Here is a 21,114-nt window from a genome sequence, read left to right as displayed (position 1 = left end):
TCAAAGAATTGGACCGTGGTCTACATTCCAGGAATATTTTTAGTGTATTTCCCCATTGTTGCTTCCGTTTCAGCTTCTACTTTGGCTAGTGCATCATTCGACGCTAAAACAATTAAGTCTTCTAAAATTTCAACATCTTCTGGATCAACGGCTTCTGGTTTGATCGAAACAGATTTCATTTTCCGGTCACCCGTTAGCGTAACAGTTACTAAATCACCATTCGTTGTTCCTAAAAATTCTTTTTCGTTCAAGGCTTCTTGTGCCTTTACCATTTCTTTTTGCATTTTTTGCATTTGTTTCATCATACCTTGCATATTTCCCATTCCACGCATCTTCTATCTCTTCCTTTCAATTATCAATTAGGATCAATCATTTCTTACTTCAACAATCGTTTTGCCAAATAGATTCATTGCTTCCGTCACCACAGTGTTGTCTTCTTCCTCTGTTGGCGGAATGATGCCTTCTAAACTATCCCACTCAGAAGAGTCAGCTTCTGCAGGCCTTTTTTTCTGATCAGCAGCACCGTTTTCTTGCTGCTGTGTGGTCGATTGAGGTGCTTGACCGGTTGGGTTAGCAGATTGCTGTACCGGCGCTTTTTTAACGGACGGCTGGCCTTTTAATTGTTGAACGTATTGCCCTCTAATGACCGGCCATTGTTCAGCTGGCACACAAATCATTTGCGGTTCATATCCAACTAACCGACGCAAATACTCTGTAACAGCCGCTAATAGTTCCGTGTCATTCGTCGCTTTTTGACATAATATATCGTAATCAAACGAAACGATCAAGCCGTTCGGACTAGCGGCAACTGGTGTTGAAGCTTTTAGCATAGCGCGCTGAGTGACGGACAACATATTCAATAAATCCGGCCAGACATCTCGAAGCTGGTTCAGATTTTCTTTAGTGGCTTCTTTTAAGACACCATAAATGGCCGGTGTATTCGGAGTAAATTGATTGCCGGTTGCTTTCGTTGCGGCTCTTTTCGCTTTTTTAACAGGCTGTTGAGCTCCGCCATTAGCTGCTATCGACTGCAATTGTTTTTTCATTTGCATCAATTCATTTTCAAGATTGGCCATCTTTCCTTGATCGGGCGCAGCTTCAACTGGTGTTGCAGCTGCTGCTTTAGGTTCTACAACCGAAGCTGCTGGATTTGGATTCAATTGGGTTAGTTTGACTGTTGCAACTTCTAAATAAACATCTGGATGATTGGTAAAACGCAGTTCATTTTGCGTACCATTTAAAATCGTGATCATTTGATACAGCAAATTGGCTGAAATGGTTTCACTTAACCCTTTAAACCCGGTATCAACTGTCGCTCCGTCCAATAAGTCGCTCATTTGAGGAGCTTGTTGGTAGACGAGGATGTCTCGGCTGAATAAAATCAGATCTTCAACAAAACGTGAAGCATCTTTCCCATCTGCCAAAATCTCTTGCAGCAACGATAAGCCTTTTTCTGTATTGCGCGTTACAATGGCATCAAAGTAAGCCAACATCAATTCTTGCGTCAAGCTGCCTGTCACACTCATAGCGTGCTCGATTGTGACCACACTATCGCCATAAGAGATCGCCTGATCTAAAATGCTTAATGCATCACGCATTCCGCCTTCTGCTGCACGTGCAATAACCGGTAAAGCTTCTTCTTCAAAACCGATTTTTTCTTGGTTTAAAATATAGATCATCCGATCGCAAATGTCTCGCACAGAAATGCGTTTAAAATCAAAGCGCTGGGTCCTCGAAATAATGGTCAACGGAATTTTATGCGGTTCAGTTGTTGCTAAAATAAAGACAACATTTTTAGGTGGTTCTTCCAATGTTTTCAGTAACGCATTAAAAGCTCCCGTTGACAACATATGAACTTCATCAATAATGTAGATTTTATAATCTGCAATAGTGGGTGCGTATTTGGCCTTGTCACGGATATCTCGAATTTCTTCGACCCCATTATTACTGGCCGCATCAATTTCGATCACATCGTTTAACTGTCCTTGAGTAATGGCAACGCACGTTTCACATTCGTTACACGGTTCGCCATCTTTCAAATAATGGCAGTTGATGGCCTTGGCAAATATTTTAGCCCCACTGGTTTTCCCGGTTCCACGAGGGCCTGTAAAGAGATAAGCATGACTTGTCTTCCCTTGGATCAGGGCATTTCTTAATGTCTGTGTAATGGCTTTTTGTCCGGCAATGTCTTGAAAACGTTGAGGCCGCCATACTCGATAAAGTGCTTGATAACTCAATGCATTTCTCCCTTTCTTAACCCTGTAGTTGCTACTCTTTATTATACGTTATTTCACGTTAAATTTAAACCTTGATCCTTGCTTTCTCTTGAGTGAATAGTAAGCAAAATAGGGTTTTGGACAATAAAAAAAAGTTTTCGATTCGGAAATCAAAAACTTTTTTTATTCTTCTATGTACGTACAGCACATGCTGAAACAATCTTAGTGCTGCTTCCTTCCAGATCTGACACGATTCGAAAGATCAACATTGCCATACGGCCTTGCGGCATCTTTAATTATACCGCATTTGTTAAATAAAAGCTAGTGCTTTTTTACTCCTGGTCTAAATCATCGATTAGTCAAAGCTTCACGTGTATAGCCCTAGTACAAACAACAAAATATCAAAAGGCAGTGATAAGCTTTTACACTCCTCAATTCATTCATTAAAAATAGTTCCATGTCTCATCACATTGGCAACCCATCTGCTTGGAAAGGTTGTCTTCCTATAATGACTACTAGTTCTGCCAGTTACAATTTACGGTCCATCCATTAACGATGACCAAATCGACGCGCAAATTCTTCAGCGCCCAGTCTACAGGCTGTTTTGTCTCCAATCATTCGGAACATCTCATAATAATCCATGCTATCAAATGTAGCTGTATCAATTGGTTCAACTCCAACACGCTCTCCAGCCCAACTACCAACATTCTTTTGTTCTGCTTGCGCCAATATAAAGTAAGGCATTAAATTTTTCTTCATTCTAAATAATCGTTGATCCATCGTCATGAATAGATGTGAATCGTAATTAATCAAAACGTATTGATTCACAAATTTTTCCCAGCTCTTCTTCAGTCGATTTGCCTCTACAGGTGGAATTGTAACAACTTTGATCCCCTTCTCTTTACGTGTTCTACGCAGTAATTTTTGTTTGTATTCTCTGTAATATGTGCACCCTTCCTGCTCAATTAAATGTTCTCTTACTTCTTCAGAATCCTCAACTAAAGAAATTCTATCCCCTTTCCACTCGTCCATCAATAAATGGAAAAATTCATACTGGAAAGGATTCCCTAATTGTGGGTGTACAAGAGAAATTTCTTCTACCCTGCTTCCGCCACTCAATATTAATTCTGACGGTTCCATAATTATTTTTTTATCAATATTTACCAATAAATTTTCTTGTTCCATTATTTTCAAAATCAACACCTCCAATATATTTTTGTGGAGTTTTAATCCCCTATATAAAGTACGCAATTTCGGTGAAATTTTTTCAAAATAAAAAATATTTTTCTTAACTTAACTATAGCCTCTTCCTCGTTTTCTTTTGAAAGCTTACTCAGAAACACTAAAAACAGAGCAGAAATTGGAAGATTCCATTTTCTACTCTGTTTTCATTTCATAATTTTTCTTTTTGAATTAGTTTTTCATGCGGATATTTTTCAAAATCATTTCACTATGAGGAATACTCGGCATTTTATCTAGACTATAGCTTAAGTCTTGTTGAGGCACCTCGTATTCCATGCGGTTGGCTAAATAGTCTAAACAAGTATTCATCACTTTGATCGTCAACCACTCTCCGGCGCAACGGTGTCCACCTAAAAAGTCGCCGCCTCCTTGTGGAATAAACGAAAAGGGACTTTCTTTCCAGTCCATAAATCGTTCAGGATCAAATACTTCAGGGTTTTTCCAAAGGACCGGATCATGGTTTGTTCCGTAAATATCAAGAATCGTTAAGGTCCCTTCTTCAAATTCATAGCCTTGCCAAGTAAAATCTTTTTTTACGATCGCTCCTTGGAAAGGAAAAAACGGGTAAAATCGTCGTACCTCTTGAACAAATGCTTGCAGTTGTTTTGGATCACCAGCAGCTAATTTTTCTTTTGCTGCCGGGTATTCATGGACAGCCAATGCCGTAAAGTTAATGTAGATCGCAATCGCGACAATCGGTCTGATAATATTTAATACCTCTACCGCGGCCGTATTGGCATCTAATAGATTTCCTTCCAAATCTTGGTGCCATGAAAAGACCGCTAAAGCTGTACCTTCAGGAGGAGACAATTTTTTATCGCGAACTTGTTCGATCAGGTTTTCCATCCATTTTTCAGTTTGGTTGCGGTCATGCCGTCCTATCCAATGTGCTGGCCCAATTTCAGCAGGTGTTTCGATCATCTTGCCTAGATCTGCTGCTAATTCTGCAACTTCTCTTTCTTCAAAAGGAACACCAGCCCATTCACAAGCTGTGCGAAACAATACTTCTTGAGCTTCATGGTACAGCACGATTTCATCTTGCTCTGCCCACTTTTCTGCCGTTGCTTCCCACTGCTTTTTCAAGATTTTATCCATCTTATCTAATTTTTCGGGAGACATTAAAGACATAAACATTTCTTTGCGGTGCAAATGCTCTTCGCCGTCCAATGTTTGAACGCCTGTTTCGCCAAACAACGTTTTTTGCACTCTTTTTGGTGCGGCGCCTGCTCTTTTAAACTTAGTCGTATCATAAAAGAGTTCAGCTGCTGCTTCTCCACCTATACAGAACGCTTTTTGGCCTAATAAACGGGTTTCGAAAACATCCGATTGAAAACTTTTTCGTCTGTTCAAAATATAGCGATACCCTTCTTTTAAAACATGCACTGTATTATCTAACCCTTTTTCATGAGGCATTGACTGTTCATCCATTCGTTCCACTCCTTCAAGTTCTACTTTTAATTTTATATACTTAAAATTCCTCGTTACAGGGTCAGTATACGAAACCACTCTTGTGGATTCAACTATTACGATTACAAGCAAAACGATTGTCGGCTAAAATAATGCTTGACACACTTCGTGTATTAACACTATAATACACGAGACAACAGTATTAACCCCTTAATACATTTTTTTACAGCGAGTGTATTAAGCGCCTAGTACAATAAAACGATAGGAGAGCTGCTATGAATATAAATCTTAATAAGCGGGATCCGGTCTATTTGCAAGTTGTGCGCTACTTTAAAGAACAGATAGCTATTGGACAGCTGAAACCCGGTCAAGAGATTCTCTCGCGGCGAGAGTTAGCCAATCAACTGAAGATCAACCCCAATACAGCACAACGAGCCTATAAAGAAATGGAGGCCGCTGGATTGATTTATACTGAAGGAAATCTGCCAAGTAAAGTCACAGAAAATACAACCGTTTTAAAAAATGTGCGCAAAGAATTGATTGCAGGCGCTGTTGACACATTTATCACCGCTATCGAACCGATAAATGTGCCTTTGAATGAAATCATCGAATTATTAGAAGATAAATATACTGAAAACAATCATCAAGAATAGGAGGATCCATATGATCGAGGTAAAAGAAATCACAAAAAAATTTGGCCGTACTAAAGTATTGAAAGGTTTGTCTTTCACCGCTAACAAAGGCGAGATCACTTGTTTGATCGGCATCAATGGTGCTGGAAAAACGACGATCATGAATGCCATCATGAATTTAACCCCTCTTAACAGTGGCGAAATTTTAATTGACGGAAAGAAAATCACTAAAGACAGTTATCAAAAAATCACCTTTATTCCTGAGACCATTGCTATGGTCTCTCAAATGACTATTGGGCAAGCGATGCAGTTCATGCGGGATTTTTATGTAACTTGGAATCACTCACGCGCTATCGAATTGCTGTGCTTTTTTAAACTTCAAGAAAAAGAAAAAATCGCTGACCTTTCTAAAGGAAACACTGCCAAAGTCAACTTGCTGCTCGGTTTAGCCTTAGATGTCGATTACCTTTTAATGGATGAACCTTTTTCGGGAATCGATATTTTCAGTCGAGAACAAATTGCAGAGGTTTTTACTAGCCATTTAGTTGAAGACCGCGGTGTGATCATCACGACTCATGAAATTAATGATATCGAACATTTGATTGATAAAGCTATTTTGTTGGATGATGGAGTCGTCGTTAAAGAATTTAATGCTGAAGAAGTCCGTGAGACAGAAGGAAAATCCGTCGTCGACGTGATGCGGGAGGTTTACATTAGATGAAAAATTACTTAAAATTATTGAACTTTGAATTGAATCGATTTATAAATCTTTATCTTGTTTTAATTGGTTTAACGATCGTTTCGCAAATCACAGGTACAATCGTGAGATCAAAAAAATTTGTTAGTCTTGCAAATACAGCTATCCATAAAGACTCGATCCCATTAGATCAATTTTTCGAATACAATCAGCCTATGAGTCTCATGAACTTGGTGTCAAGCGGCTGGTTTTTGATTCCTATTGCTTTAGCTGCGGCGGCTTTGCTGTTTTATAGTTTCTTTATCTGGTACCGTGATTGGTTCGGAAAAAATACATTCATCTATCGGTTATTGATGCTGCCCACTGCACGAATAAATTTATTTTTCTCCAAACTTTCTGCAATTTTTTTGATGGTTTTAGGACTAGTTGCTACTCAGCTGATTTTATTGCCAATTGAAAATACACTGATCAAATGGCTGGTTCCAAGTGAGCTCAGAATAGATTTATCTATCAGAGACAGTATTGCCTTTTCAGAATTTTTAGAGCTAATTCTCCCTAGTTCATTTAGTCAATTTTTGATTAATTATGGATTAGGAGTGCTATTTTTAACAGTAGCTTTTACCATCATTTTATTTGAAAGAAGTTTTCATTTTAAAGGAATTTTCTTAGGCGGTTTATTTGGAATAGCTGCTGTGATTTTTTTCTTTTCACCTTATCTTATTGAGGCATTTTTGCACCATGATTATCTCTATCCCATTGAGCACTTTACCCTTTCAGTTGTTTTAGGAACCATCCTTATTGGGATTAGCATCTGGATCAGTCATTATTTATTAAACAAGAAAGTCACAGTCTAATGAGGGAGGCTACAAAATGAAACGTTATTGGAAGTTAATGGCAATTAGTTTGATTGCTATCTTAGCCATCGCTGTCTTTTATCTTCAACCAGTCTTTACAAAAGACCAATACCCAGAGTTTACTTTTAAAACGGTTAAAGGCGATTCAGCAGAATTGAACGATTTAACCCTTAATGCTAGTTATACACCTGTGCTAATTAAGACTAACGAGAGTACCTTTTCATATACACAAGAACCACTTACACTTACGAACAGAGAAACCCATTACGAGAACCAGCAATCTTACTTTGAAAAATTATCAGCGAATTCTTCAGATCCTCAGCTGCAATCTTTGCAAAAAGAATACAAGCAGTTTATGCGCGGTAAATACTTAGATTCCCATAATTTCTTTGAAGACGATATCTTTTTAGCCTATGTTGCTATCGATGAATCCAGCTTACACACTTCTGCTAAAAAAGCCGTTTTCGATATCCAGATTTTGAACAAAAATTCAAAAGAAACAACGTCTTATGCTATTGATATTCCAGTTACAGGAGCAGAGAATTATTTGTCAATTCAAAAAGTACAAATCATCGACAGTGCATTAAAAATCGTAACTGAAAATAATTTTTTAACAGATAAATTAGAGGAATTTCATATCTATCATTTGGACTTAGGAAACCAAAAAGTAACGAAAGAAGATGTACTTTCATTTGAATCCGAATTATCATCTGGCAATCAAAACAATATGGTTAGGATGCTTACCGATAACTCACAAGCTGCTCACGTTGAAAATGAGTTGGTTTTTGAAGCACATTACAATGCGCCTTTTGATGAAGAAAAGGCAGCAGCAGATCCAGATTATTATCCTGAATACTTAGGTTCTGAATTCTGTATCTATAACCTTAAAACCAATACAACTCATAAACTAGCTGTACCAGCAGAACTCAACCCAGAAAATACAATGGCCTTGATTGATGGGACTACTCTTTACTTGTACGATTTGACGGATGATGCAATAACTGTTTATGCTGTATCCGTTAACGATGTCGCTAAAAACACTGTTTATACATTAGAGTTGCCTGCTGGCAGCAGTTCTAATCGTGAGTGGCTAGACATCGTGGATGCTAAGCTCTATCTAGCAACTCCTACTAAAGGTTCTCAGACCGAAAAAGAGCTGACTGTTTATGACTTAGACAGCAACACTATTTTGTACGAAGGAATAATTGAAAAAGCTAAGGGTTCTACTCAAAAATCAACTGACGGTTTGAACATTTATGACGGTATCATCAACTAAAACTGCATAAAAAAAGGGAGTGAGACAAAAAGCGTTTAGACCCGAATCACTGGAACGAATAAGCGCAGTATGGTCACAGACCATCGAGCATTATTCGTGAAGTGGACGTCGGGTCTGCTTTTTGGAACACGTTCTAGAATAAATATTCGGATATGCAAAAGAGGTTGGGACTTTTGTCCCAACCTCTTTTTGCATTTTATTAACGGTCGCCATTAAAAATAGAATTTTTAACAATGACATAATCAACTTTACGCAGGGATTCCAGATCATTTCCGCCAGCGTATGAAATAGAAGACTGTAAGTCTTGTTTTATTTCTAGTAACGTCTCTGAGATATCGCCTTTGTGTTCTACCATGATTTTTTTGCCTTCAACATTTTTCCGCTCGCCTTTTTGAAATTCTGAGGCACTGCCATAGTATTCTTTAAACGTTTTCCCATCAATTTCAAGCGTTTCTCCTGGCGATTGTTCATGTCCTGAGAAAATCGAACCCATCATGACCATTGATGCACCAAAACGAATGGATTTAGCAATGTCTCCATGGTCGCGGATACCGCCATCAGCAATAATCGGTTTCCGAGCCGCTTTTGAACACCAGCGAAGCGCAGCCAATTGCCAGCCGCCCGTTCCAAAACCTGTTTTCAATTTTGTGATACAAACTTTTCCAGGTCCGATTCCCACTTTTGTTGCATCGGCACCGGCATTTTCTAATTCACGAACGGCTTCAGGTGTTCCAACGTTTCCAGCTATTAAGAATGTTTCCGGTAAGTGTGTTTTTATGTGACGAATCATCTCAATCACTTGGTTGGAATGTCCATGAGCGATATCGATCGTAATGTATTCCGGTATAAGGCTTTTTTCAGCTAATTCTTTGATAAAAGTGTATTCATCCGCTTTAACGCCGACACTGATCGAGGCATATAAGCCTCTTTTGTGCATATCTTCAATAAACGGCTTCCGTTTTTCTTCTTCGAAACGGTGCATCACATAGAAGTAATCATTCTCTGCAAACCAGATAGCTAAACTTTCATCCATTACTGTTTGCATATTCGCCGGTACAACTGGCAATTTAAATGTTCGGCTGCCGAACACTACGCTAGTGTCACATTCAGATCGGCTTTGGACAATACTTTTATTGGGAATCAATTGGATATCTTCATAATCAAAAACTTTCATGGGCTTTAAAACCTCTTTCTCTTCGTTTTTATCTTATTTTTGCAGTTTTCTCTTTCAACCGCCGCTTACAAACGAACATTAATTCATATTTCCAGTTTCATAGTTCGTCCACTAACCAATTTACCGCAAATGGCGTTATTTGTCAAAAGAATTAAGCATAAAAAGGGATAAAAGGGAACTTTCTGATTAAAAACCGATCGGTCGTTCGATATCTAATGAAAACAGACCTGTTTTTCCCGTTTTTTTAGAACAACAAAAAAACAGCCATTTCCCAGAATACTTTTCTGGAAAACAGCTGCTTTTTCACTACCATTCTTAAACAATCAGTCTTTATCAATAATGTCTCCTGTTTTAGCATCAACGTAAACATCAACATCATGATCGCCATTTTCAATATTTTCTACTTCTACTTCATAATAAGTTTTCTCAAGTTTGGTTTCCAATTCCCATTCTTCAACGTAGCCGCTGCCTATTTCCTTAAGCGCCGCAGTCATTGCTTCTTGAGGCGATATCAGATTGGTTAAATCAAGCTCTGTCTTATTCTGAGTGTTTTCAGTTTCTCTTTCTTTTTCTAAAATATCTCCAGACATTGCATCGATATTCAGTTCCATTTCTTCGCTTTGATTGAACCCTTCAACTTCATATTGATAGTAGCCATCATCTAAATCAAAACTAATGGATTTGATCGTAGTATCCGGATATGTTTCATTATAAATATCAATAGCCTGTTCTAAACTGACTTTGTAGTCTTGATTTTCGATTCCTTGAGAAGATGCCTCATCGTTTGTGTTTTGAGATTCATCGGAAGAAACAGCTGAACTGCTCTCACTCGCTTGATCTGCTGATGACTCGCTGCTCACTTCCGGCGTAGTAGTTGATGAAGAAACGGACTCTTCCGGTGCTGGATTCGGCGTCGTTTCGTTTGCCCCACAAGCTGCTAAGACTGTTGCGGATGTTACCGTCACTAATCCGACCAAGAGTTTCTTACTCGTATGTTGTAACATATTATCCTCTTCCTTTCCTTTATTCCTCTATCCTGATCATAAATGAAAGAACAGAGAGATTAAAGCAAAAGGCTTGTTTAGTTTTCCAAAGCAGCAACATACTTTTTACTTCATGTACTCTTCTTTCAAAATGGAATAACAGACATCATCGGAAAACTCGTTTCTCACCAATCGATTTTTGCGCAAGACGCCTTCTCGGGTCATGCCTAAACGTTCCATCACTCTACCGGAAGCTTTATTTTTAGAATCGTACATCGCGTAGATGCGTTCTAACCCAATGATGTTAAACCCTAATTCCAGCAGCAAGTTTGCTGCTTCGGTTATATACCCGTTTCCCCAGAATTTTTTATTTAAGGTATAGCCCAATTCCGCTTTTTTATGTGTCATATCAACACGCAAATCAATCGTTCCAACCATTTTATTGTTTTCTTTCAATACCAATGCGTATTTTCCAATTGGATCTTTGGCGAAATATTCCGCAATCACATTTTTTGTCGCTTCTAAATTTTGATGGGTGTCAAAAACAAACCGTGTTGTCTCTTCATCAGATGCGTATTCGTACATATCTTCAGCATCCTCAATTGAAACCGGCCGCAGAATAATGCGCTCACTTTCTAAACGATTGTGCTTGATCAATAAATAAAGGGTACTTTCCATAGGCTATTCCTCTTTTCCGTCCATTTTTAATGCTGCTTAATTCACGAGTTTAATCGTAACGAACTTAGTGCTAAATTTCAACTGATTTTTTCCAACGGATCGCTGCTTCTCTTTGCGGTTGGAATTAAGGAGTTTTTTTCTCTGCGGTAGGCGAAGCTGGTTCCACGTGTACATCAATGTCGATCACACCATAGTTGTCTTTTAATACACGTTCAACATTTTCGGTAATTTGATGCCCTTCGTGAACAGTCAACGTCGCTTTGACCAAAATCGTTACATCAACATAGGTATTGGCACCATATTTACGTGCTTTGATCGAATCAACGAAAAGAACATTCGGCAATTCGAGGATACTCGTTTTATAAGCTTCCAATTTTTCAGTATCAAATCCGTCAGAAAGAGAAAAAGCACTATCTCGAAAAATTTCGATACCGGTTTTTAATATAATGATCGCAACGATAATAGCCATCAACCCATCTAACCAAACAAAACCCAACATCGATCCAAAAATGGCTACAGCAGTGCCTAAACTAGTCAAAGCATCGCTGAGGTTGTCTTTTGCGACAGCTTTCAATCCTTCGCTGTTGATTCCTCGCGCTAATCTTAAATTATAAATATAAACGCCTAACATGACAAATGCAGCAACTAACCCAGTAATTCCCGCAATCTTATCCGGCGCTATGATCTCTCCTTCAAAAATTCGGCTAAAACTAGAGTAAAATACTTGAATCCCTACTAAAAGCATCACAAAAGAAGTTACCAAGCTGGCAATCGTCTCCGCTTTCCAGTGCCCATAAGGATGGTTGTCATCCGCTGGTCTTCTGGCTAAACGTAAACCAATCAACACCGCTACAGAAGAAACGGCATCGGTCATATTGTTCAGTCCATCTGCTTTTAAAGCTGCTGATTGATAGGTCATTCCAATAAAAATTTTAGCTACCGACAAAACAATGTATACGACGATACTTAAAATCGCCCCTTTTTCTGCTCTTTTCAGTTCTTCATAACGCTCTTGCATGATCATTGACCCCTTTAACTGTTATATATTTCTTTATTTTTCATTCCGAATAAAGACCAATTGACTGAACGTCTCAAGTATCTCCCGACTTTTTTCGACCAATTCATGGGCTTTTTTTTGACTTGGAGCAGTAAAACGATCGCGCAAAACAATTTTTTCATACCAAGAAACCAATTTTTCAAATTCATGTTCTTCTTCTTCTAATTCAGCAAAAATAAATTTTTCGTTTTTTATTTCTCTTCTGACTTCTTGTAAATAATTTTCACATTCACGAATCAATTCAAGGTACTCTTCTTCGCGCATTTGATTAAACTGTCCAATAACCGCTTGTTCCTGTTCTTTTCCTAAAAATTCTGAGCTGACTAAAAAGCTTTCGCCTCCATTAGCCTGAATTTCTTGAGATAATTTCTCCAATACGCGATTAGCTTCATTTGTATCTGGTAAAATCCATAGAGATTGTTGTAAATTAACCGCACCATATCGCTTCAACTTGCGCCACGCAGCTACACGGTAACGCGAAGGTTCGCTTGGTAAAGTATAGCTCATCATTAACCACTTCACAGTTCTCATCCTTTTTGTCGTATTTCGATAGATAATTCGTAACAACCGTTACATCTTTTTTTGCAACACGAGCTTCATTCTAACATCTTGTAACAGTCGTTACAAGAGGAAGGTTTATAGGGTAGAACTTATTCATGGGCATTTACCGAAAAAGAACGCCTAGCTTTCGGCTTTCTATTTTATGGTAAAATAAAACTACATCAGTTAAGTGTATCTAAAGAATGGAGTGTTTCGTTATGAAAGTAGGATTTATTGGAATAGGAAATATGGCCAGTGCCATTATCAAAGGGATGATCCAACAAGGACATACAAAAAGTGAAGATATCTATGTCACAAATCGCACCAGTGATAAATTAGCCGCTTTTACTGCTGAAACGCATACGATTGCCTGTGCCTCTAACGAAGAATTGATCAAATCAGTTGATGTGGTCGTTTTGGCTACCAAACCAACCACTCTTCCTGCTATCTTGCCGGCTCTAAGTTCTACGATCCAACAACATGACCCATTGATCGTATCGATTGCTGCCGGCACGACTCTTGAACAGCTGGCAAATCTTCTTGGGGAAAAATCGAAAAACCCGATTATCCGGGCAATGCCGAATCTCAATTCTATGATTGGCGAGGGAATGACAGCGGTGTGCGGCAATGCTGCTGCTTCTGCTGAGCAGGTCACCTTTATTCTTGATATGTTCAAAGCTATCGGTGAAGCCGTTGAATTGGAAGAAAAAGACTTCAGCACATTCACTGCTATTGCCGGCAGCTCACCTGCGTATGCATTCCTCTTTATTGATTCTTTAGCTCGCGGAGCAGTCAAAAATGGAATGCCAAAAGACCTTGCTACGAAAATTGCAGCACAAGCTGTCTTAGGTAGTGCCAAGATGATCTTAGAAAGCGACCAATCTCCTTGGAACTTGATTGACCAAGTTTGTTCACCAGGCGGCACAACAGTCGCCGGCATTGTTGCTTTAGAAGATGAAAAATTTATTTCAACTGTCATTAAAGGGGTTGATGCGACCATCGCAAAAGACCAAGAGCTAATGCAGGGTTAAAAATGAAAAGAAGGATAGACGGCCTCAACTGGCTGTTTACCCTTCTTTTTCCTTGTCTGTTCCATCTGTCGATTCTTGCAAAGCTGCTGCTTTACGTGCAGCTTTTTCGGCTTTTTTACGTTGACGCAAAGCTTTAAAAAAATCTGTCAGTAACGCTCCGCATTCTTGTTCTAAAATAGCTTTTTCAATTTCAACTTGATGATTGAAGCGTTCATCTGCTAATAAATTCATTAATGTACCCGCGGTTCCTCCTTTAGGATCTGGAGCACCGTAATACAATTCTTTGACACGTGATAAAATCATTGCTCCACTGCACATGGGGCAAGGCTCAAGCGTCACGAACAGTTGAGCATCTTCTAAACGCCAATTTTTTACCGTTTGATTAGCTTCTTGAATGGCCAACATCTCAGCGTGAGTTGTTGCATCATGGCTTTCTTCCCGCCGATTGTGCCCCCGACCAATAATTTCTCCATTTAAAACCACAACAGCCCCAATCGGCACTTCTAATTTAGCTCCAGCTTTCTTTGCTTCTTTAATTGCTTCACGCATAAAACATTCTTTTTCTTCTGTCGTTAACATACATTCATTCCTTCATCGTTTCTTGGTCCCATCATATCATAAACTGTCCCAAAATCTGAAAAAGAATGTTAGAATGGAGTTAGAAGAGATCAATAGTCTCTATCTCAAAGAGGTGATTTTTTGAAGTTTGATCAAATTAAACAAATCTATCCAGAAGCTCAATTAGTTCATGAACCTAAAAATACAAATGTAACCGTTTCGTTTCCTTTTAAAGACCAATGGATTCAATTCAATGCCGCTACCAAAACGAACCGAGAACTCGATTTGCTTCAGCTAATGTTTAAACCAGAGCAAGCTCCCCTCCAGCATGCCGCTAAACAATCTGATTGGTATGCTTTTTTACTTGGAGAACGAAATGAGTTGCCAGAGAAAACCGGTGATTTCCGTGTGATTCAATTTGCCCTTTTAAAAAAAGACCAGCAATTTGACCAAAAAACATGGCTTAAAGCTTTTAAAAGTATGTTTGAAAGCGTTGATGAAGCTTTTTTTATTGACGAGACTGCTGGCTTGTTGATCCAAAGCGAATCAGCTGGAAAATTAACAGTCGAAGAATTGTCTGCTATCATTCAGACCCTTGATGATGACTTCTCAATCAAAACGATTTGTTACATCGGACAGTTTTGGCCGTTCAATTCGGATTTCCGCAGCATCATTATGGAAGAACAAATCATTTTCAACAAACAGAAAAACAAGACCTCCGCACTCTTTTCGCTGCCGACTGTTGCTTTAAATTACTATACAGCTGAAGCATTAGAAAAAAGTCCGTTGATGCAAGCGTTGAAGAAAAAATTTATTGGCCAACCAGAGTGGAAAGAATTGGTGTTAGCTATGTGGCATAGTCAAGGGAATATCAGCTTAGCTGCCAAATCTTTGTATGTTCACCGCAATACACTCCAATACCGGATAGACCGCTTTTACGAACTTAGCGGCTTGTCTTTGCGTGATATGAATGACTTATTATTGTGTTATTTGTTACTGTTGTAAGAAAAAACAGACCTGATACGCAGGTCTGTTTTTTGCTGTCTTTTATTTTTTGATTTTATCTTTAATGTCGCCAGCTACATCTTCTGTTTTATCGACTACCATATCTTTTTTATCTGCCAGCATGTCTTTTTTGTCCATCAGCATATCTTTGAATTCACTTGTTGCATCTTTCAAATGATTGCTATACGTGCCCACTTGACCTTTTAAATCAGTGACTTTATCAACCACTTTGAGTAAATTAGTTATTTCGTCATCTGATAATTTTTCAACAACATCTAATGCTTTTTCGTTGCCTTTCAACTTATCTTTAACAAAGGTTTTAGCTTTTTTACGGTTGATGCACGCTTCTAGTTTCGCCATAGTTTTATCGGATGAAGATAGAATGAATGCTCCCACCGCCACAGTTGTGCCTAAGCCAATAAGTAAATTACGTGTTGAATTTTTCATACTACTCACATTCCTTTCAGTTATATCTGTGAACCAATCATAGCAGAAACTGGAAAAAAACACGAACAAAAACGCCTAATGCGATGGAACTGCATTAGGCGTTTTAATCATTATTTATTGGATAAACTCACTAAATCAAGCTTTTTCTTTATCTCCGGAAAGGGCAATTTTTTCTTTTGTTTCAGCGCCTTTGACAGTGATACGGATTTTGCCTTTAGCAGCCCCGATCGTTACATGATCACCAATTTTTACATTGCCGCTTAGCAATTCTTCGCTTAAGCGGTCTTCAATTTCTTTTTGAATTGCACGACGTAATGGACGTGCACCGTATTCAGGATCAAAACCAGCTTTAGCGATAACATCGATGGCAGCTTGAGTAATTTTGACATGAATGTCCATTTCTTCCAAGCGTTTGACAATCACTTGTCCCATCAACTTAACGATTTTATTCAATTCAGGTTTTTCAAGTGAATGGAAGACAATGATTTCATCCAAACGGTTAATAAACTCTGGTTTGAATGTGTTTTTCAATTCTTCTTTGATGCGTTTTTCCATCGTCTTATGATCTTTTCTAGCATCAACAGCACTAAAACCAACCGACTTTTCATCTCGTAAAGCTGTTGCCCCAAGATTGGAAGTCATGATCATAATGGTGTTTTTGAAATCCACTTTACGGCCTTTAGAATCCGTTAAATGCCCATCATCCAACACTTGCAAAAGAATATTGAAAACGTCTGGATGTGCCTTTTCAACTTCATCAAATAAAATGACTGAATAAGGTTTTTGACGAATTTTTTCAGTTAATTGTCCGCCTTCATCGTAACCTACATACCCTGGAGGAGAACCAATCAAGCGGCTGGTGCTGTATTTTTCCATAAATTCAGACATATCGACACGAATCAAGGCATCTTCACTACCAAACATCGCATCTGCTAATGTTTTAGCCAACTCTGTTTTACCTACTCCTGTAGGTCCTAAGAACATAAAGGACCCAATTGGGCGATTTGGATCTTTCAACCCGCTTCTGGCACGTCTAATGGCTCTAGCGACTGCACTGACAGCTTCTTCTTGACCAATCACACGATTGTGCAGCACTTTTTCCAATCTCAATAATCGATCGGTTTCTTTTTGCTCCATTTGTTGGACAGGTATTCCAGTCCAGAGCGACACTACTTCAGCAATGTCGAGCGCCGTCACTTGCAATTGAGAAGCAGCAGTAGATTGTTTTTCTTGTTTGAGCAGCAAGTCTTCAATTTTTTTCCGTTGGCGCATTTCTTTCACTCGAACTTTGGCAGCTTTTTCAAAATCTTGCAATTGGATCGCGGTTTCTTTTTCTTGGACCAATTCATCCAATTCAGTAATAGCAACAGCTAAAAGAGTGGGTTTATCTGAGACATCTAAACGCACTTTAGCTGCTGATTCGTCGATCAAATCCAGAGCTTTATCGGGCAGTTGTCTAGAAGTAATATAACGCGAAGACAATTGAACAGCTGCATGAATCGCTTCTTCTGTTATTTCAACATTGTGGTGTTCTTCATAACGCGAACGCAGACCTAACAATATTTCTTCTGTTTCGTCTGGAGTCGGTTGATCAACACGGATAGGTGAAAAACGACGTTCGAGTGCTGCATCTTTTTCAATATACTTTTGGTATTCGTCTAAAGTAGTCGCACCAATCGTTTGCAGCTCTCCCCGTGCTAAAGCAGGTTTCAGGATATTGGAAGCATCGATTGCTCCCTCAGCTCCGCCAGCACCAATCAACGTATGCAATTCATCAATAAAAAGAATCACTTCTCCATCTTGATAAATTTCATCGATAATTTTTTTCATGCGTTCTTCAAACTCGCCGCGGTATTTAGTGCCCGCAACTAATGAACCCATATCCAGCATCATCAAGCGTTTATTGGCTAACGTTTGAGGCACTTCACCGGTAACGATTTTTTGAGCCAATCCTTCTGCAATGGCTGTTTTACCTACACCAGGTTCTCCGATTAAGACAGGATTGTTTTTTGTTCGACGGCTTAAGATTTGAATAATGCGTTGGATTTCTGTCTTACGTCCAACGATAGGATCCATTTTACCAGCACGAGCGTTAGCCGTTAAATCTCTTGCTAATGAATCAAGTGTCGGCGTTCCTGCTACGGGTTTAGAAGCTGCCTTTGGACGTCTGCCTTTGCCATTTGTCACATCTGAGATCCCCATTTTTTTCAAAAGAATTTGACGGGTTTTGTTCAAACTAATATCTAAATTAGTCAAAATTTTAGACGATAAGATATCTTCTTCTCTTAATAGACCTAATAGCAAATGTTCCGTTCCTACTAAAGGAGCTCCCATTCGTCTTGCTTCGTCTGTAGCTAATGTGATTGCTTGTTTAGCTCGAGGCGAATAAGGCAAGACGGCGTTTTTCGAAACATATTTCATGGTTCCATAACCCGTGAAATGTTCTATTTCTTCTCTTACGTCTTTTTCCGTTACAGAAAATTGACGAAGTGTTTGGCCCGCAATTCCATCTTGTTCAACCATAAGGCCCAACAAGATGTGCTCTGTCCCGACAGAATGATGACGGAATCCTTTAGCTTCTTCCTGTGCTAACATTAGAACCATTTTTGCTTTTTCTGAAAATAATTCATTCATATTTTATTACCTCCGTCTTTTAAGACTGTTCATATTTTAAATTGTTTAAAAATGCTATTAAAATGCGTGCCCGTAATTCATGTTCCAGTTTTGAGTCTAAAGATAAAACCGATTTCTCCATCGCTGATAACATTAAATCGGCTTCTCGTTTAGCTATCATATTGTCTTCGTATAACGTTTCTACGATTGAAAAAGCGTTCCTTTGAGAAATCTTATCTCCAACCACATCAATCAGCATATCCAACATTTCTGCTTCATCTAACAACTTTACTTTTATAATTCGAATATACCCGCCGCCGCCACGTTTGCTCTCAACCAAATAACCTTGTTGAACAGTAAAACGTGTGTTGATGACATAGTTAATTTGAGAAGGAACACAATTAAATCGATTTGCCATTTCACTACGCCTAATTTCGACTTGCTCATCCGTTCCAAGTACTTTCTTCAAATAAGCTTCAATGATATCCGACATATTTTGATTATTCATGTGCTATTCGTTACTGAAACAATGAAGATGTATGGTATGTATATTACCTATTTTTACCACACAATGCAACGGTGTTCTCTCAGTAACACTCCTTTTCTTTTTGTCTTAACACTAGACTTAATCGCTCGTTCCTTTTTTCCTCTAGAACAGCGTCAACCAATCAGACTAATCCTTGACTAATCCTGACTTTCATTATACGAGAAAATAAGCCATTTGAAAAGCCACACAGTCTCATTTGCCTTAAAAACTATTTAATTCTAACCAAATAAAAAAATAACCACTAATGAAATAAGTGATTATTTTTGTATTTTATTCTTTTATCGGGAAGACAGGATTCGAACCTGCGACCCCTTGGTCCCAAACCAAGTGCTCTACCAAGCTGAGCTACTTCCCGTAATGTTCTTCAATGTTAGTTTTGAAAAATGCACCCAAGAGGAGTCGAACCTCTAACCGCCTGATTCGTAGTCAGGTACTCTATCCAATTGAGCTATGGGTGCTGAATAATGGTGCCGAGGGCCGGAATCGAACCGGCACGGTGATCACTCACCGCAGGATTTTAAGTCCTGTGCGTCTACCTGTTCCGCCACCCCGGCATTTAGAACAAGCAATGATTTTTTCAAATCTTGCTTACTAGTTGGTCTAGTAAGCGGAAGACGGGGTTCGAACCCGCGACCTCCACCTTGGCAAGGTGGCGTTCTACCACTGAACTACTTCCGCAAATGGTGCCGGCTAAAGGAGTTGAACCCTCGACCCTCTGATTACAAATCAGATGCTCTACCAACTGAGCTAAGCCGGCTAATACAGTAAAAAGAATAAATGGTGCGGGTGAAGGGACTTGAACCCCCACGTCTCTCGACGCTAGATCCTAAATCTAGTGCGTCTGCCAATTCCGCCACACCCGCTAAGCGTAGCATAACTATCCATCATAGATGTTTAGTTATGAGTCATGCAGGATTCGAACCTGCGACCCTCTGATTAAAAGTCAGATGCTCTACCAACTGAGCTAATGACTCATGGTGGAGGTTAACGGGATCGAACCGCTGACCCTCTGCTTGTAAGGCAGATGCTCTCCCAGCTGAGCTAAACCTCCATGGGATAAATTAAATTTAATGAATCAATGCGCGGCAGCGTCCTACTCTCACAAAGGGAAACCCTTCACTACCATCGGCGCTAAGAAGCTTAACTGCTGTGTTCGGCATGGGAACAGGTGTGACCTTCTTGCCGTCACCACCGCACATTTTTTCATCAAGAGAACGGTGTTCTCTCAAAACTGGATAGTGTTTTTCTCTTGCAACATCGTGTCGAAACCAAGACACCGTTTAAAAAATTGGTTAAGTCCTCGACCGATTAGTATTGGTCCGCTCCATACATCGCTGTACTTCCACTTCCAACCTATCTACCTGATCATCTCTCAGGGGTCTTACTCACTTACGTGATGGGAAATCTCATCTTGAGGGGGGCTTCACGCTTAGATGCTTTCAGCGTTTATCCCGTCCACACATAGCTACCCAGCGATGCTCTTGGCAGAACAACTGGTACACCAGCGGTGTGTCCATCCCGGTCCTCTCGTACTAAGGACAGCTCCTCTCAAATTTCCTGCGCCCGCGACGGATAGGGACCGAACTGTCTCACGACGTTCTGAACCCAGCTCGCGTACCGCTTTAATGGGCGAACAGCCCAACCCTTGGGACCGACTACAGCCCCAGGATGCGATGAGCCGACATCGAGGTGCCAAACCTCCCCGTCGATGTGGACTCTTGGGGGAGATAAGCCTGTTATCCCCAGGGTAGCTTTTATCCGTTGAGCGATGGCCCTTCCATGCGGAACCACCGGATCACTAAGCCCGACTTTCGTCCCTGCTCGACTTGTAGGTCTCGCAGTCAAGCTCCCTTCTGCCTTTACACTCTACGAATGATTTCCAACCATTCTGAGGGAACCTTTGGGCGCCTCCGTTACTCTTTAGGAGGCGACCGCCCCAGTCAAACTGCCCGTCAGACACTGTCTCCCAGCCAGATCATGGCTGTGGGTTAGAGTGGTCATACAGCAAGGGTAGTATCCCACCAACGCCTCCACCAAGACTAGCGTCCTGGTTTCATCGGCTCCTACCTATCCTGTACAAGCTGTACAAACACTCAATATCAAACTGCAGTAAAGCTCCATGGGGTCTTTCCGTCCTGTCGCGGGTAACCTGCATCT

The 21,114-nt window shown here is 39.8% G+C and carries 19 protein-coding genes, 8 tRNA genes, 2 rRNA genes and 1 other RNA gene (1 of these 30 running past the window's edge); 6 read left to right on the top strand and 24 right to left on the bottom strand.

The genetic code is table 11. The annotated features are described in order from the left end of the window. Positions 1 to 20 precede the first annotated feature (20 nt). The 5 genes from NY10_RS09375 to cypC all read right to left on the bottom strand — a co-directional run bounded on the left by NY10_RS09375 (position 21) and on the right by cypC (position 4,886). Positions 21 to 332, bottom strand: a complete 312-nt coding sequence (locus NY10_RS09375) for a YbaB/EbfC family nucleoid-associated protein (protein ID WP_058919709.1) — start codon at positions 330 to 332, stop codon at positions 21 to 23. A 33-nt stretch (positions 333 to 365) separates the two neighbouring features. Next, complete coding sequence (dnaX, locus tag NY10_RS09370) at positions 366 to 2,237, bottom strand: DNA polymerase III subunit gamma/tau (RefSeq protein WP_058919708.1); 1,872 nt, start codon at positions 2,235 to 2,237, stop codon at positions 366 to 368. A 172-nt stretch (positions 2,238 to 2,409) separates the two neighbouring features. Next, positions 2,410 to 2,496: signal recognition particle sRNA small type (gene ffs / locus NY10_RS12480), an RNA gene on the bottom strand. A 269-nt stretch (positions 2,497 to 2,765) separates the two neighbouring features. Next, complete coding sequence (locus NY10_RS09365) at positions 2,766 to 3,410, bottom strand: hypothetical protein (RefSeq protein ID WP_058919707.1); 645 nt, start codon at positions 3,408 to 3,410, stop codon at positions 2,766 to 2,768. Between the two features lie 219 nt (positions 3,411 to 3,629). Further along, positions 3,630 to 4,886, bottom strand: coding sequence for a CYP152 family fatty-acid peroxygenase CypC (cypC, locus tag NY10_RS09360; RefSeq protein WP_058919706.1), 1,257 nt, complete (start codon positions 4,884 to 4,886; stop codon positions 3,630 to 3,632). Between the two features lie 254 nt (positions 4,887 to 5,140). On the opposite strand from cypC, the gene NY10_RS09355 reads away from it, so the two are divergent. The 4 genes from NY10_RS09355 to NY10_RS09340 are packed head-to-tail and all read left to right on the top strand — an operon-like array spanning position 5,141 to position 8,324. Beyond that, positions 5,141 to 5,518, top strand: a complete 378-nt coding sequence (locus tag NY10_RS09355) for a GntR family transcriptional regulator (protein WP_058919705.1) — start codon at positions 5,141 to 5,143, stop codon at positions 5,516 to 5,518. Between the two features lie 10 nt (positions 5,519 to 5,528). Next, positions 5,529 to 6,218 carry an ABC transporter ATP-binding protein gene (locus NY10_RS09350; protein WP_058919704.1) on the top strand — a complete coding sequence of 230 codons (690 nt, stop codon included), beginning with the start codon at positions 5,529 to 5,531 and terminating at the stop codon, positions 6,216 to 6,218. After that, positions 6,215 to 7,048: a hypothetical protein gene (locus NY10_RS09345; RefSeq protein ID WP_058919703.1), complete on the top strand. Its 834-nt coding sequence runs from the start codon at positions 6,215 to 6,217 to the stop codon at positions 7,046 to 7,048. The genes NY10_RS09350 and NY10_RS09345 overlap by 4 nt, the downstream gene beginning before the upstream one ends. Before the next feature lie 16 nt (positions 7,049 to 7,064). After that, positions 7,065 to 8,324, top strand: a complete 1,260-nt coding sequence (locus NY10_RS09340) for a hypothetical protein (protein WP_058919702.1) — start codon at positions 7,065 to 7,067, stop codon at positions 8,322 to 8,324. Between the two features lie 199 nt (positions 8,325 to 8,523). Here NY10_RS09340 and guaC read toward each other — a convergent pair whose 3' ends face one another. The 5 genes from guaC to NY10_RS09315 form a co-directional block, all read right to left on the bottom strand. Beyond that, complete coding sequence (guaC, locus tag NY10_RS09335; protein ID WP_058919701.1) at positions 8,524 to 9,498, bottom strand: GMP reductase; 975 nt, start codon at positions 9,496 to 9,498, stop codon at positions 8,524 to 8,526. 323 nt (positions 9,499 to 9,821) lie between these two features. Further along, positions 9,822 to 10,502: a PepSY domain-containing protein gene (locus NY10_RS09330; RefSeq protein WP_058919700.1), complete on the bottom strand. Its 681-nt coding sequence runs from the start codon at positions 10,500 to 10,502 to the stop codon at positions 9,822 to 9,824. A 105-nt stretch (positions 10,503 to 10,607) separates the two neighbouring features. Beyond that, positions 10,608 to 11,159 (bottom strand): GNAT family N-acetyltransferase, encoded by a 552-nt coding sequence (locus NY10_RS09325; RefSeq protein ID WP_058919699.1) that lies wholly within the window; start codon positions 11,157 to 11,159, stop codon positions 10,608 to 10,610. Positions 11,160 to 11,283: 124 nt separating this feature from the next. Further along, complete coding sequence (locus NY10_RS09320; protein WP_197409008.1) at positions 11,284 to 12,180, bottom strand: cation diffusion facilitator family transporter; 897 nt, start codon at positions 12,178 to 12,180, stop codon at positions 11,284 to 11,286. A gap of 30 nt (positions 12,181 to 12,210) precedes the next feature. Next, positions 12,211 to 12,738: a Chromate resistance protein ChrB gene (locus NY10_RS09315; RefSeq protein WP_156413287.1), complete on the bottom strand. Its 528-nt coding sequence runs from the start codon at positions 12,736 to 12,738 to the stop codon at positions 12,211 to 12,213. 236 nt (positions 12,739 to 12,974) lie between these two features. On the opposite strand from NY10_RS09315, the gene proC reads away from it, so the two are divergent. Then, a complete protein-coding gene (gene proC / locus NY10_RS09310; protein ID WP_058919697.1) occupies positions 12,975 to 13,787 on the top strand; it encodes a pyrroline-5-carboxylate reductase in 813 nt (270 codons plus the stop codon). A 36-nt stretch (positions 13,788 to 13,823) separates the two neighbouring features. On the opposite strand, the gene tadA is transcribed toward proC, so the two are convergent. Then, on the bottom strand, positions 13,824 to 14,366 hold the full coding sequence (gene tadA / locus NY10_RS09305) for a tRNA adenosine(34) deaminase TadA (RefSeq protein WP_058919696.1): 543 nt from the start codon (positions 14,364 to 14,366) through the stop codon (positions 13,824 to 13,826). 120 nt (positions 14,367 to 14,486) lie between these two features. On the opposite strand from tadA, the gene NY10_RS09300 reads away from it, so the two are divergent. Beyond that, positions 14,487 to 15,350: a helix-turn-helix domain-containing protein gene (locus NY10_RS09300; protein ID WP_058919695.1), complete on the top strand. Its 864-nt coding sequence runs from the start codon at positions 14,487 to 14,489 to the stop codon at positions 15,348 to 15,350. Between the two features lie 42 nt (positions 15,351 to 15,392). On the opposite strand, the gene NY10_RS09295 is transcribed toward NY10_RS09300, so the two are convergent. The 13 genes from NY10_RS09295 to NY10_RS09235 form a co-directional block, all read right to left on the bottom strand. Beyond that, complete coding sequence (locus NY10_RS09295) at positions 15,393 to 15,797, bottom strand: hypothetical protein (protein WP_058919694.1); 405 nt, start codon at positions 15,795 to 15,797, stop codon at positions 15,393 to 15,395. 135 nt (positions 15,798 to 15,932) lie between these two features. Then, a complete protein-coding gene (locus NY10_RS09290) occupies positions 15,933 to 18,431 on the bottom strand; it encodes an ATP-dependent Clp protease ATP-binding subunit (protein ID WP_058919693.1) in 2,499 nt (832 codons plus the stop codon). A 19-nt stretch (positions 18,432 to 18,450) separates the two neighbouring features. Continuing rightward, positions 18,451 to 18,918 carry a CtsR family transcriptional regulator gene (locus NY10_RS09285; RefSeq protein WP_058919692.1) on the bottom strand — a complete coding sequence of 156 codons (468 nt, stop codon included), beginning with the start codon at positions 18,916 to 18,918 and terminating at the stop codon, positions 18,451 to 18,453. Positions 18,919 to 19,238: 320 nt separating this feature from the next. Further along, positions 19,239 to 19,312, bottom strand: a tRNA-Pro gene (locus NY10_RS09280). 29 nt (positions 19,313 to 19,341) lie between these two features. Next, a tRNA-Arg gene (locus tag NY10_RS09275) sits at positions 19,342 to 19,415 on the bottom strand. A 7-nt stretch (positions 19,416 to 19,422) separates the two neighbouring features. Continuing rightward, positions 19,423 to 19,511, bottom strand: a tRNA-Leu gene (locus NY10_RS09270). 52 nt (positions 19,512 to 19,563) lie between these two features. After that, a tRNA-Gly gene (locus NY10_RS09265) sits at positions 19,564 to 19,635 on the bottom strand. Positions 19,636 to 19,638: 3 nt separating this feature from the next. Beyond that, positions 19,639 to 19,714: transfer RNA gene (locus NY10_RS09260), tRNA-Thr, on the bottom strand. A 21-nt stretch (positions 19,715 to 19,735) separates the two neighbouring features. Further along, positions 19,736 to 19,820: transfer RNA gene (locus NY10_RS09255), tRNA-Leu, on the bottom strand. Positions 19,821 to 19,858: 38 nt separating this feature from the next. Next, positions 19,859 to 19,931: transfer RNA gene (locus NY10_RS09250), tRNA-Lys, on the bottom strand. Between the two features lies 1 nt (position 19,932). Beyond that, positions 19,933 to 20,008 (bottom strand) — tRNA-Val (locus tag NY10_RS09245). Between the two features lie 29 nt (positions 20,009 to 20,037). Next, positions 20,038 to 20,153, bottom strand: a 5S ribosomal RNA gene (gene rrf, locus NY10_RS09240). Positions 20,154 to 20,245: 92 nt separating this feature from the next. Then, positions 20,246 to 21,114, bottom strand: a 23S ribosomal RNA gene (locus tag NY10_RS09235); it runs 2,051 nt beyond the window's last position.

It is taken from the genome of Carnobacterium sp. CP1, from assembly GCF_001483965.1.
Taxonomy (GTDB): Bacteria; Bacillota; Bacilli; order Lactobacillales; family Carnobacteriaceae; genus Carnobacterium_A; species Carnobacterium_A antarcticum.
This window is presented reverse-complemented; position numbering and strand designations above follow the sequence as displayed.

Coding starts and splice junctions, on each gene's coding strand:
- NY10_RS09350 (WP_058919704.1), top strand. CDS start 5,529: ATGATCGAGGTAAAAGAAATCACAAAAAAATTTGGCCGTACTAAAGTA.
- NY10_RS09290 (WP_058919693.1), bottom strand. CDS start 18,431: ATGAATGAATTATTTTCAGAAAAAGCAAAAATGGTTCTAATGTTAGCA.
- NY10_RS09340 (WP_058919702.1), top strand. CDS start 7,065: ATGAAACGTTATTGGAAGTTAATGGCAATTAGTTTGATTGCTATCTTA.
- tadA (WP_058919696.1), bottom strand. CDS start 14,366: ATGTTAACGACAGAAGAAAAAGAATGTTTTATGCGTGAAGCAATTAAA.
- NY10_RS09345 (WP_058919703.1), top strand. CDS start 6,215: ATGAAAAATTACTTAAAATTATTGAACTTTGAATTGAATCGATTTATA.
- NY10_RS09295 (WP_058919694.1), bottom strand. CDS start 15,797: ATGAAAAATTCAACACGTAATTTACTTATTGGCTTAGGCACAACTGTG.
- NY10_RS09355 (WP_058919705.1), top strand. CDS start 5,141: ATGAATATAAATCTTAATAAGCGGGATCCGGTCTATTTGCAAGTTGTG.
- NY10_RS09325 (WP_058919699.1), bottom strand. CDS start 11,159: ATGGAAAGTACCCTTTATTTATTGATCAAGCACAATCGTTTAGAAAGT.
- cypC (WP_058919706.1), bottom strand. CDS start 4,886: ATGGATGAACAGTCAATGCCTCATGAAAAAGGGTTAGATAATACAGTG.
- NY10_RS09285 (WP_058919692.1), bottom strand. CDS start 18,918: ATGAATAATCAAAATATGTCGGATATCATTGAAGCTTATTTGAAGAAA.
- proC (WP_058919697.1), top strand. CDS start 12,975: ATGAAAGTAGGATTTATTGGAATAGGAAATATGGCCAGTGCCATTATC.
- NY10_RS09330 (WP_058919700.1), bottom strand. CDS start 10,502: ATGTTACAACATACGAGTAAGAAACTCTTGGTCGGATTAGTGACGGTA.
- NY10_RS09375 (WP_058919709.1), bottom strand. CDS start 332: ATGCGTGGAATGGGAAATATGCAAGGTATGATGAAACAAATGCAAAAA.
- guaC (WP_058919701.1), bottom strand. CDS start 9,498: ATGAAAGTTTTTGATTATGAAGATATCCAATTGATTCCCAATAAAAGT.